General features: G+C 72.5%; 14 protein-coding genes. 7 read left to right on the forward strand and 7 right to left on the reverse strand.

Translation table 11 applies throughout. The features are described 5' to 3' along the window. The first annotated feature begins 75 nt into the window (after nucleotides 1-75). Together VGO20_RS23925 and VGO20_RS23930 are read left to right on the forward strand one after the other, a co-directional pair. Nucleotides 76-354, forward strand: a complete 279-nt coding sequence (locus VGO20_RS23925; RefSeq protein WP_327504909.1) for a hypothetical protein — start codon at nucleotides 76-78, stop codon at nucleotides 352-354. Between the two features lie 127 nt (nucleotides 355-481). Continuing rightward, nucleotides 482-1,075, forward strand: coding sequence for a LysE family translocator (locus VGO20_RS23930; RefSeq protein WP_327504910.1), 594 nt, complete (start codon nucleotides 482-484; stop codon nucleotides 1,073-1,075). On the opposite strand, the gene VGO20_RS23935 is transcribed toward VGO20_RS23930, so the two are convergent. Beyond that, nucleotides 1,017-1,964: an AraC family transcriptional regulator gene (locus VGO20_RS23935; protein WP_327504911.1), complete on the reverse strand. Its 948-nt coding sequence runs from the start codon at nucleotides 1,962-1,964 to the stop codon at nucleotides 1,017-1,019. The two genes, VGO20_RS23930 and VGO20_RS23935, sit on opposite strands and share 59 nt — an antisense overlap. Before the next feature lie 199 nt (nucleotides 1,965-2,163). On the opposite strand from VGO20_RS23935, the gene VGO20_RS23940 reads away from it, so the two are divergent. After that, nucleotides 2,164-2,442 carry a hypothetical protein gene (locus tag VGO20_RS23940; protein ID WP_327504912.1) on the forward strand — a complete coding sequence of 93 codons (279 nt, stop codon included), beginning with the start codon at nucleotides 2,164-2,166 and terminating at the stop codon, nucleotides 2,440-2,442. A 71-nt stretch (nucleotides 2,443-2,513) separates the two neighbouring features. Then, nucleotides 2,514-3,038 (forward strand): carboxymuconolactone decarboxylase family protein, encoded by a 525-nt coding sequence (locus VGO20_RS23945; protein WP_327504913.1) that lies wholly within the window; start codon nucleotides 2,514-2,516, stop codon nucleotides 3,036-3,038. On the opposite strand, the gene VGO20_RS23950 is transcribed toward VGO20_RS23945, so the two are convergent. Next, nucleotides 3,035-3,619, reverse strand: coding sequence for a DUF2239 family protein (locus VGO20_RS23950; RefSeq protein WP_327504914.1), 585 nt, complete (start codon nucleotides 3,617-3,619; stop codon nucleotides 3,035-3,037). The two genes, VGO20_RS23945 and VGO20_RS23950, sit on opposite strands and share 4 nt — an antisense overlap. A gap of 163 nt (nucleotides 3,620-3,782) precedes the next feature. Between VGO20_RS23950 and VGO20_RS23955 the strand changes: the two genes are divergently transcribed. Further along, nucleotides 3,783-4,094, forward strand: a complete 312-nt coding sequence (locus VGO20_RS23955) for a hypothetical protein (protein ID WP_327504915.1) — start codon at nucleotides 3,783-3,785, stop codon at nucleotides 4,092-4,094. Between the two features lie 7 nt (nucleotides 4,095-4,101). On the opposite strand, the gene VGO20_RS23960 is transcribed toward VGO20_RS23955, so the two are convergent. Together VGO20_RS23960 and VGO20_RS23965 are read right to left on the reverse strand one after the other, a co-directional pair. Further along, nucleotides 4,102-4,698 (reverse strand): LysE family translocator, encoded by a 597-nt coding sequence (locus VGO20_RS23960; protein WP_327504916.1) that lies wholly within the window; start codon nucleotides 4,696-4,698, stop codon nucleotides 4,102-4,104. A 16-nt stretch (nucleotides 4,699-4,714) separates the two neighbouring features. Further along, the gene (locus VGO20_RS23965) at nucleotides 4,715-5,173 is read right to left on the reverse strand and encodes a DUF488 domain-containing protein (RefSeq protein ID WP_327504917.1); all 459 of its coding nucleotides are present in this window, start codon (nucleotides 5,171-5,173) and stop codon (nucleotides 4,715-4,717) included. 92 nt (nucleotides 5,174-5,265) lie between these two features. Here VGO20_RS23965 and VGO20_RS23970 point away from each other — a divergent pair, with 92 nt between their 5' ends. Beyond that, complete coding sequence (locus tag VGO20_RS23970; RefSeq protein ID WP_327504918.1) at nucleotides 5,266-6,228, forward strand: GlxA family transcriptional regulator; 963 nt, start codon at nucleotides 5,266-5,268, stop codon at nucleotides 6,226-6,228. Nucleotides 6,229-6,244: 16 nt separating this feature from the next. Here the strand turns inward: VGO20_RS23970 and VGO20_RS23975 are convergent, their stop codons facing one another. Then, complete coding sequence (locus VGO20_RS23975) at nucleotides 6,245-7,174, reverse strand: LysR family transcriptional regulator (RefSeq protein WP_327504919.1); 930 nt, start codon at nucleotides 7,172-7,174, stop codon at nucleotides 6,245-6,247. A gap of 151 nt (nucleotides 7,175-7,325) precedes the next feature. Here VGO20_RS23975 and VGO20_RS23980 point away from each other — a divergent pair, with 151 nt between their 5' ends. Further along, on the forward strand, nucleotides 7,326-8,312 hold the full coding sequence (locus VGO20_RS23980) for an SDR family oxidoreductase (RefSeq protein WP_327504920.1): 987 nt from the start codon (nucleotides 7,326-7,328) through the stop codon (nucleotides 8,310-8,312). Between the two features lie 110 nt (nucleotides 8,313-8,422). On the opposite strand, the gene VGO20_RS23985 is transcribed toward VGO20_RS23980, so the two are convergent. After that, entirely contained in the window at nucleotides 8,423-9,277 is an 855-nt protein-coding gene (locus VGO20_RS23985) for an alpha/beta fold hydrolase (protein ID WP_327504921.1), read from the reverse strand. Nucleotides 9,278-9,484: 207 nt separating this feature from the next. Continuing rightward, nucleotides 9,485-9,805, reverse strand: a 321-nt coding sequence (locus tag VGO20_RS23990; RefSeq protein ID WP_327504922.1) for an acyl-CoA thioesterase, incomplete at its 5' end; no start/stop codon positions are given.

The raw sequence follows: 9,805 nt of genomic DNA on the forward strand, positions 1-9,805 counted from the left end.
TTCTCCTCAAGACGCCGGGCAGACCGGTGCCGCCAACCCGGGGCTCCAAGCCGAGCCCCAACAAGGAGAAGCATCATGAAGGTTTCCACGCTCGCCGCCGCCGCCGCCCTGTTCGTCGGCCTGTCCGCCACCACCCCCGCCATGGCCCTCAGCGAAGGTGCGGTCGGCCCGGCCGACGTCGCCCGGGTATCGAGCGAGGTCTCGGCGATCGCCGACGCCGGCACCCGCGCCCTGGCCGAGCAGAAGGTCTGGCAGGCCTCCAACGCCCTGATCGAGCGCAACCAGTACCACGCCTACATCGCCCTCCAGGGCGCGCAGGATCTCGCCGACGGCACCCAGGTGACCCAGCGTTAGCACCGGTCGCCGCGCCCCCGGGCCGGGACGATACCCGGGCCGGGGGCGATTTCCTTCAATACGGCGCGGCGCCCGCCGCTGTATGCCATCGGCCGATGAAGCTTCCCGGCAGATCGGAGCGAGCGGCATGACGACCAGCCTTTTCCTGTCCATGGCCGCGTTCGCGCTGGCCGCCTCCCTATCCCCGGGCCCGGTCAACGTCGTGGCGTTGAGCGCCGGCGCCCGCTACGGATTGCGCGCCAGCATCGGGCACGTGACCGGCGCCACCATCGGATTCACCCTTCTGCTCCTGCTCACCGGCCTGGGACTGCACCGGTTGGTCGCGCTGTGGCCCCCGTCGATGACGCTCGTCCGATGGGCGGGCGTGGCGTTCCTGCTGTTCATGGCCTTCAAGCTCGCGGCCGATGACGGGCAGGTCGGCCCCGACCGGTCCGGGAACGCGCCCTCGCTGGTCCAGGGCGCCGTGATGCAATGGCTCAACCCCAAGGCATGGCTGGCGGCGCTGGCCGGCATGGGGGCCTATGCCGCCGGCGGCGAGCCGGCGCTTCTCTGGCAATTCGCGCTCATCTACTTCGTGGTCTGCTACTGCTCGATCGCCTGCTGGGCGTATGCCGGGGCGTGCCTCGGCCGCCTGTTGCGCGAGGCGCGCCACGTCCGGCTGTTCAACCGCGCGATGGCCGCGCTTCTGGCGGCGAGCGCCGCGTATCTGGCCTGGTCATAGACCGGCCGCGATACTGTCCCGGCGTGGCGGCGACGAGCCGCTTGAAGCTTCGCTGGAAATGCGCCTGGTCGGCGAAGCCGCAGTCGAGGGCCACGTCCGCGATCGCGCCCCCGCGCTTCAACTGGGCTTGGCCGCGCCGGATGCGCCGGTCGACCAGATAGGCGTGGGGCGTCATGCCGTAGCGCTTCGCGAACGCGCGGATCAGGTATGACGGCGAAAGGCCCACTTCGGCGCAGATGTCGTCGAGTGTCAGGGGAGCCGAGCAGTTCCCGGCGATGAAGTCGGCCGCGCGCTCGATCGGTCCGCTTGCGGGGGCGGGCCGCGCGGGGGCGGGATCCAGCCTGCGCTGGAGTTCCGAGAAGAAGGCGACCGCCGAGGCCTGCCTGCGCAGCGGCTCGGCCGCCGCGTCGGTGAGCGCCTCGTAGAGGTGGTTCAGCCCCCGGTACAGCACGGGGTCGGTGGTCGCCGTCGTGGCGAAGGCCCGCATGTCCACGCCGTCGCCGGCGCCCAGCTCATGCTGCAGGCCGGCGAGCCACGACGCGTCCACATGAAGCATGCGGTACGACCATGCCGCGCCGCCCGGATCGCCTGCGCCGGGATCGCCTGCGCCGGGATCGCCTGCGACGGGATTGCATGCGTGCACCTGCTCCGGGTTGATGATGACCACCGTGCCCGCGCCGACGCGCCGGCGCTCCCTGCCGTTCACGTAGAGGCTTTGCCCGGCCGTGACCGCTCCTATGGAGAAGGTCTGGTGGGTGTGCTTGCCGTAGTTCACGCAGCGCCCGTCCTCGACCGACCGGGCCTCGATGAAGGGCAGCGCGTCGTCGCGCCAGAACCGGGGGATCGCGTCCCGAGCGGTCGAGGCCGTCCGCCCTCTCGTCGATTGCACCGTCATGCGCGACAGGGAAGCGCCGGAAAGCGGGGCCTGTCAACACCGGCAGGGCGGATTGTTCGACCGGGTGAAAGAGTGCCTTCGACCTGGCCCGCGTTCCCGTTCGGCAGGGTCGGGCGCATCTTCTCCTCAAGACGCCGGGCAGACCGGTGCCGCCAACCGGGGCTCCGGAGGAGCCCCAACAAGGAGAAGCATCATGAGGATTTCCACGCTCGCCGCCGCCGCCGCCCTGTTCGTCGGCCTGTCCGCCACCACCCCCGCCCTGGCGCTCAGCGAGGGTGCGGTCGGCCCGGCCGACGTCGCCCGGGTATCGAGCGAGGTCTCGGCGATCGCCGACGCCGGCACCCGCGCCCTGGCCGAGCAGAAGGTCTGGCAGGCCTCCGAGGCGTTGATCGAGCGCAACCAGCGCCACGCCTACGTCGCCCTCCGGGACGCCCTGGATCTCGCCGACGGCACCCAGGTGACCCAGCGCTAGCACCGACCGCCGCGCCCCCGGGCCGGGACGATATCCGGGCCGGGGGCACCGGCCGGCATAGGAGCCTTCCCATGGAAGGGTTTCCCATCCACACATGCGCCTCCGCGCCCGAAGCCGCCCGCCCGCAGCTCGACGAGCTGCGCCAGAGGCTCGGCTTCGTGCCGAACCTGCTCGGCGTCCTGGCCGAGGCCCCGGCCGCGCTCGACGCGTGCCTCGCGCTGGACGAGGCGTTCGCCCGGACCTCCCTGGGGCCGGCCGAGCGCCAGCTCGTGCTGGTGGCGGTGAGCCGGGCGAACGACTGCGCCTATTGCCTGTCGGCGCATGCCCGCGCCGCGGAGCGCGCCGGCCTGCCCGCCGGTGCGATCGAGGCCGTGCGCGCGGGACTGCCGCTCACCGACCGCCGGCTCGAGGCGCTGCGCCGCCTGGCCGACACGATCGTGCGCAAGCGGGGCCGGCTCGACGGCGCCGACCTCTCGGGCTTCCTGGACGCGGGGTGGAGCCGCGCTCAGGTGCTGGAGGTGCTGGTGGGCGTCGCGCTGAAGACGCTCGGCAACTATGTCGACCATCTGGCGACCCTGCCGTTCGATCCCAACTAGGCCGTCGCGAAGGCCGGCGCGGCCAGCCGGCGCGCGTGGTCGCGCAGGTCGGCGGGCCACGGCGCGCTGATCGCAGCGAAGCGCGCCGCGTCGCCGGCGTAGAGCGCGCGCGCCGCCTCCTCGTAGCCGGGCGCATCGCCCAGCATCGCACCCATGAACCGGTCGGCCGCGGCCTGGGCCTCCCGCGCGCCGTCCCGCTCGCGGCCGGCGGCGCGCGCCGCGTCGACGAGCTTGCGCAACGTGACCGAGGCGCCCCCGGGCTGGGCGCCCAGCCATTCCCAGTGCCGCGGCAGCAGGGTGACCTCGCGCGCGACGACGCCGAGCCTGGGCCGGCCGGGCGTGCGGGCGTCGCCGGCCGGCGCGGAGGGCTCGTCCGCCGGCCGCAGCCGCGCCGCGACATCCTCCTCGCTGCCGCTGAGGTCGAAATCGACGAGGCGGCCGGTGCGGTCGTCGAAGGTCAGGATCGTCCGGCCGCCGTCCTGCGCGAGCGCGCGGCGCACCGCCACCGCGACGTCCGGGTACGGGCCGGCCGCCAGCAGGCGGTGGTCGACGAAGGCGGTGCAGGTCGGTGCGTGCGCCATGATGCTCTCCGCAAGGTCATTCGCGGATGTTTTACCCGGGTAAATCTGGCTTGTCAATTATACCCGGGTAAATTCTGGCCGGGCGCTCGATGTCGTGTCCGTCAGGTTGGATGCCGGGCGGTTGCGGCTATGATGGATCAGGTTCGACACGGGAGAGAGAGCGATGATCGCACGGATCTGGCGCGGCTGGGTCGCCGACCCGGAGGCCGCCGACGCCTACACGGAGTTCGTCACGGGGACCTTCCTTCCGGCCGCGTGCCGGATTCCGGGGTGCAGGGGTGCCCAGGTGCTGCGGCGGATCGTCGGCGACGAGATCGAGTTCATGACCATCCTGCGGTTCGAGTCCATCGACGCCATCAAGGCGTTCGCCGGGGAGGACTACGAGGTCGCCAACGTCGCGCCGAGGGCGCGCGAGCTGCTGTCGCGCTTCGAACCCCGCTGCGCGCATTACCACCTGGCGTTCGAGGCGGGCTGACGGTCCGTCACGCCAGCATCGGCCACAGCGTCGCGGCGAGCAGCAGGCCCATGGCGAGGTTGAACCGCCTCAGCCGCACGGGGTCGGACAGGAAGCCCCGCAGCGCCACCCCGAAGCCGGCCCAGACCGAGACGGTGGGCAGGTTGATCCCCGCGAAGGCGAGGCAGATCAGGGCCGTCGACAGGAAGGGCGCGTCCGGGCCGACATGGACCGCCATCGCCGCCACCGCCACCACCCAGGCCTTGGGGTTGATCCACTGGAAGGCCGCCGATTCGAGGAAGGTCAGCGGCCGGCTCCCGGCCTCGCGCCCGCCGCCGAGCGAGCGCGACAGGGCGATGCGCCAGGCGAGGTGGAGGAGGTAGGCGCCGCCGGCGGCCTTCAGGGCGAGCTCGAGCGCCGGGAACGCCGTCAGCAGCGCGCCGAGCCCCAGGCCGACGCCGAGGAGCAGCGAGGTGAAGCCGAGGGTGATGCCGAGCACCTGCGGCAGCGTGCGCAGGAAGCCGAAATTGGCGCCCGAGGCGAGCAGCATGAAGTTGCTGGGCCCCGGCGAGATCGAGGTCGCGAACGCGAACGCGGACAGTGCCAGGAACATGTCCCAGGACATGGCGGAACCTCCCCGGTCAGAGATGGCGGACCCGGAGCGCGCCGCCCTTGCCGCCGAGGCCCCATCTGGCGTCGAGATACTCGCAGGCGAGCCTGCGGTGGCAGTGGTGGGGCGTCGCCTCCGAGCACAGCAGGCACGCGCCGTCGAGCGTGTCCGGCTTCAGGCGGTCCTCGATCCGGCGCTCCGCCATCAGCGCCAGGAACCGGTCCCGGTAGACGGCCCAGTCCCCCTTGTCCTTCCTGAAGCCCTTCAGGATGTCCTCGGTGGGGGCGAGGAGCGGCTCGTGGACGTAGGACACGCCGCAGATCGCCTTCAGGAAATAGGCGAGGTCGTCGGCCTTGGCGAAGCCGGCGAGCTGCGAGGTGTTGTGCAGCCGCACGTCCACGACCGTCCTGACGCCGGCCTGGGAGATGCGCCCGAAGAACCCCTCGGCGCTGGTCCTGGTGAACCCGATCGTGGCGACGTCTATCTTCATGGTGCCTCCCGTGCCGCTGCGTGCGCCCACTCTGGCGCGGTCGGGCCTTCCCGGCTATTGGCGTTCTCGACAACTTTGATATCGTTGTCGCCATGAAGCTGCAGGTCCTCGCCCTCGACGGCGTTTTCGATACCGGGCTGGCCGCCGTGCTCGACGCGTTCTCGACGGCCAACGAGCTGGCGGCGATGCTGTCGCCGGGTGCCGCGCGCTTCGAGGTCGCGGTCGTCGGCGTGCGGCGCAGGGTGCGCACCGCACAGGGCTTCGCCGTGCCCGTCGCCGCGATCGTCGAGCCGGCGGCGGCGGACTGGCTGGTGGTCCCGGCGATCGGCTACAAGATGCCCGACGCCCTGGTGCCGGCGCTGGAGCGCGCCGACGTGCGCGACGCCGGGGCGGCGCTGCGCGAGGGCGCCGCCGCGGGCGTGCGGATCGCGGCGGCCTGCATCGGGACCTTCGTGCTGGCGGAGTCGGGCCTGCTCGACCGCCAGAAGGCCACGACGACGTGGTGGCTCGCACCGCTGTTCCGGCAGCGCTATCCGGGGGTGCAGCTCGAGGATGCGCGCATGCTGGTCAGGTCGGGCGCCTTCGTCACCGCGGGGGCGGCGCTCAGCCACATGGACCTGGCGCTGTGGCTGGTCCGGCAGGCGAGCCCGGAACTGGCGGGGCTCGTGGCGCGCTACCTGATCGTCGACCAGCGCCCGGCGCAGTCCGCCTACGCGCTCGCGGACCACCTGGCGCATGCCGACCCGGTCGTCGAGCGGTTCGAGCGCTGGGCGCGCGGCCGGATCGCCGACGGCTTCTCGCTGGATGCCGCCGCGAGCGCCGCCGGCACGAGCAAGCGGACGCTGGCGCGCCGCATGCGCCAGGTGCTCGGCAAGAGCCCGCTGTCCTATTTCCAGGACCTGCGCGTCGAGCGCGCGGTGCACCTGCTCAAGACCAGCGACAGGAGCCTGGACCAGATCGCCGAGCTGGTCGGCTATGCCGACGGCGTGACGTTGCGCGCACTGCTCCGGCGGCGGCTCGGGCGCGGCGTGCGCGACCTGCGCCCGGGCGAGTGAGGCGCCGGCCGGCGCCTCAGGCGGCCAGTCCCAGGGCCGCCCTGCATGCGGGCGTGCTCCAGCACGGGACGTCGCCGTAGGTCTTGCGCAGGAAGGCGATGAAGGCCCGCACCCGCGGCGGCACGTGGTTGCGGCTGGGATAGAGGGCGTGGATGGGGGCGTCGGTGTCGAGCAGCGTCCCGTCGAGCACCGCGCGCAGGCGCCCGGCCACGATGTCCTCGCCGACGTCCCACAGCGACTTCAGCGCGATCCCCAGGCCGGCCAGCGCCCCCTCGCGCAGCATGTCGCCGCCGTTGAGCCGCAGGGGGCCGCGGGCGCGCACCGACGTCTCGCCCATGGCGGTGCGGAAGCGCCACTCCTGCTGCCAGGGCAGCGCCAGCAGCGTATGCCCTTCCAGGTCCTCCGGGCGCTGAGGCGTGCCGCGGCGCGCGAGGTAGGAAGGGCTGGCGACCAGCACCCGGCGGTTGTCCGCGACCTTGGCCGCGATCAGGCTGCTGTCGGGCGCCCGGCCGATCCATATCGCCAAGTCGTGCCCGGTCTCGACGATGTCGACGAACCGGTCCGTGGCGTCGATCTCGACCTGGAGGTCGGCATACTGCTCCAGGAAGCCCGCGAGGTGCGGCGTGACGTGGCGGGCGGCGAACCCCGAGGGCGCGGAGATCCGCAGCAGCCCGCGCACGACCGGGCTGCGCATGCCGACCACCGCCTCCATCTCGTCGACGTCGGCCAGGATCTTCGCCGCGCGCTCGTTGTACTCGCGCCCCTCCTCGGTCAGGGTCACCTGCCGGGTGGTGCGCTGCAGGAGACGGACGCCGAGGCGCTCCTCGATCTTGCTGATCCGGTGGCTCACCGCCGGCGGCGACAGCCCGAGCCGGCGGCCGGCCGCCGACAGGCCGCCGCTTTCGGCGACCGCGACGAACACCCTCAGGTCCGAGATCGTATCCATGCCCGCACTCCTCGTATTGCGTGCGCGAGGCTACGCCTTCCAGCGATGGGAAGGTCAAGCGATTTGTCGTCGGCGCGCCGGGGGGCGGGGGCGACCGTGATCAACCGGCCATCCTCCTGTTTGCCCGGGGGCACGAACGAAAGGACCGGACATGACCGATAGGTTGCACGGGCGCGTAGTCGTCATCACGGGGGCATCGAGCGGCATCGGCCGGGCGGCGGCCCGCATGTTCGCGCGGGAAGGGGCCGTCGTGGTCCTGACGGCGCGGCGCGAGCCGCTGCTCCACGAGGTCGCGGACGAGGTGATCCGGTCCGGCGGCCGGGCGATGTCGATCCCGGCGGACGTCCGCGACCCGGACCAGCTCGCACGCGTGGCCGAGCGCGCCGTCGACGCGTTCGGCGGCATCGACGTCTGGATCAACAACGCCGGCGTCGCCAGCTTCGGCCGGTTCGAGGACACGCCTCCCGACGCCTTCGCCGCGGTGATGAACACCACCTTCAACGGCGTCGTGAACGGCTTCCGCGCCGTGCTGCCCCATCTGCGCGACCGCGAGCGCGGCATCATCATCAACACGGTCTCCGTGGCCGGCCGGATGCCGGCACCCTTCCATGCCGCCTACGGCGCCGCCAAGCATGCCGTCCTCGGCTTCACCGAATCGGTGCGGGCGGAGCTGGAGCAGGAGGGTCTGCACGCCGTCCATGTCTGCAACATCCTGCCCGGCCCGATCGACACCCCCTTCTGGCAGCACGCCGCGAACTTCAGCGGCCACGAGGTCCAGGCCCTGCCGCCGGTCCGGCCGGCCGAGGCCGTCGCCGAGGCGATGGTCGCGCTCAGCCTGAACCCGCGCCGCGAGGTCGGGGTCGGCGCCCCGGCCCGGTTGGTCGAACTGGGCATGGCGCTGGCCCAGGGCCCGATCGAGCGGCAGATGGGCCGGCAGGTGCGGCGCAGGATGTTCCGGCAGGAGGCCCGGCGCCGGTCCGCCGGCGCCCTGCACGAGCCGATGGCCGACGGCGCCGGCGTGTCCGGGGGATGGCGGCGTCCGTCCCGCGGCGGCAGCGTCACGCTCGCGCGCGCCGTCACCCTGGCGTCGCTGGGCGTCGCGGCGCTGTACGGCTACCATTCCATGCGCGACCGGTAGAGGCGCGGCCGGGAAGGGCCGCGCCTCCAGGCGCGACCGGTAGGGTCGCGGCCGGCGCGGCTATCCCTGGTCGCGCTCCGGGTGGTGGATGCGGTCGGGGTCGCCGCCGCTCATCGCGCGCTCCCCGCCGCGCCGCTGCCATGAACGCGGCCGAGGAAGTCGCGCACCAGCGGGACGACCTCGTCGAGGTTGGTCTCCAGCGCCCAATGGCCGCCGTCGAGCAGGTGCAGCTCCGCGTCCGGCAGGTCCCGCAGATACGCCCGCGCGGCGCCCTCGGGCATGTAGCCGTCATGCGGGCCCCACACGATCAGCGTCGGCGGCCGGTGCTCGCGCAGATAGGCCTGGTAGCGGGGGAACCAGCCGAGGTTCTCCTTCAGGCCCTCCATCAGGCCGATCATGATCTCGCGACGCCGCGGCTCCAGCAGCTGCGCCGCCGCGAGCGTCCACAGGTCGGGACCGATGCGTTCGGCGACCTCCCCGTCGACGTCGTTCAGGAATTCGTGGCGGAAGCCTTCCTCGCTGACGGCCCGGGCGAGCCCGGCGCGCTTCTCCGGCGTCGGATCCGCCCAGTACTCGCGGAGATAGCCGTATCCGGGGCCGAGCTGGTCCTCGTAGATGTCGCCGTTCTGGACGATCAGCGCGGCGACCCGCTCCGGCGCCCGGATGGCGAACCGCAGCCCGATCTGGGAGCCGTAGTCGTGGAGGTAGAGCGCGTAGCGCTCCAGGCCCAGCATGCGGGCGAAACGCTCCAGGAAGCCGGCATAGCCGTCGAAGGTGCAGGAGAAGCGCGACGGGTCGGGCGTGTCGCTGTAGCCGAAGCCCGGGAAGTCGGGGGCGACCAGGCGCCAGCGGTCGGCGAGGGCCGGCATCAGGTTGCGGTACTGGTAGGACGAGCACGGGTAGCCGTGCGGCAGCAGGACGACGGGGGCATCCTGGGGGCCGGCCTCCCGGTAGAAGATGCTCATGCCGTCGATTTCCGCGCGCCGGTGCCGCACCGCGGGGGACCGGCCGGGAGATGGGGGGGAAGCTTGCTGGCTCGTAGCGGGGGTCAAGGGCCGTCCTCCTGTCTCGTCGAGGTACGCCCTACGAACAGAAGACGGTCATGGCGAGTTTCGTCGGTCGCCGCACAGGATCCGGTTGAACTGCAGGACGGTGATCCGCCATAGGCGGAATCACCCCAGCGACGATAGGCGCGCCACGGCGGCCTCCGACAGCGGGCGGGAGCGGCGCGTCGCCTCGTCCATCTGGACGATGACGGTCTCGGCCGTCGCGACGCAGCGGCCGTCCTGGAACAGGCCCTGCGCGAGCGTGAGGGAGCTGCGGCCGACCGCGGCCACGCGCGTCCCGATTTCGACCGTGCCCGGCCAGCGGATTTCGGAGCGGAAATCGAGCGCAAGCCGCGCGATCACGAACGCGCTGCCCGGCTCGGCGAGGGGGAAGGCCGGGTCGTAGAGGATTTCGACCCGCCCGGTCTCGAGGAAGGTCGCGAAGAC

The organism is Arenibaculum sp. (assembly GCF_035998295.1).
Classification (GTDB): domain Bacteria; phylum Pseudomonadota; class Alphaproteobacteria; order Azospirillales; family Azospirillaceae; genus DASYHS01.

What these genes read in the sequence shown, in the direction of transcription:
- VGO20_RS23960 (WP_327504916.1), bottom strand. Translation starts at nt 4,698, where the DNA reads ATGTCCTGGGACATGTTCCTGGCACTGTCCGCGTTCGCGTTCGCGACC.
- VGO20_RS23940 (WP_327504912.1), top strand. Translation starts at nt 2,164, where the DNA reads ATGAGGATTTCCACGCTCGCCGCCGCCGCCGCCCTGTTCGTCGGCCTG.
- VGO20_RS23925 (WP_327504909.1), top strand. Translation starts at nt 76, where the DNA reads ATGAAGGTTTCCACGCTCGCCGCCGCCGCCGCCCTGTTCGTCGGCCTG.
- VGO20_RS23930 (WP_327504910.1), top strand. Translation starts at nt 482, where the DNA reads ATGACGACCAGCCTTTTCCTGTCCATGGCCGCGTTCGCGCTGGCCGCC.
- VGO20_RS23955 (WP_327504915.1), top strand. Translation starts at nt 3,783, where the DNA reads ATGATCGCACGGATCTGGCGCGGCTGGGTCGCCGACCCGGAGGCCGCC.
- VGO20_RS23975 (WP_327504919.1), bottom strand. Translation starts at nt 7,174, where the DNA reads ATGGATACGATCTCGGACCTGAGGGTGTTCGTCGCGGTCGCCGAAAGC.
- VGO20_RS23965 (WP_327504917.1), bottom strand. Translation starts at nt 5,173, where the DNA reads ATGAAGATAGACGTCGCCACGATCGGGTTCACCAGGACCAGCGCCGAG.
- VGO20_RS23970 (WP_327504918.1), top strand. Translation starts at nt 5,266, where the DNA reads ATGAAGCTGCAGGTCCTCGCCCTCGACGGCGTTTTCGATACCGGGCTG.
- VGO20_RS23980 (WP_327504920.1), top strand. Translation starts at nt 7,326, where the DNA reads ATGACCGATAGGTTGCACGGGCGCGTAGTCGTCATCACGGGGGCATCG.
- VGO20_RS23985 (WP_327504921.1), bottom strand. Translation starts at nt 9,277, where the DNA reads ATGAGCATCTTCTACCGGGAGGCCGGCCCCCAGGATGCCCCCGTCGTC.
- VGO20_RS23945 (WP_327504913.1), top strand. Translation starts at nt 2,514, where the DNA reads ATGGAAGGGTTTCCCATCCACACATGCGCCTCCGCGCCCGAAGCCGCC.
- VGO20_RS23950 (WP_327504914.1), bottom strand. Translation starts at nt 3,619, where the DNA reads ATGGCGCACGCACCGACCTGCACCGCCTTCGTCGACCACCGCCTGCTG.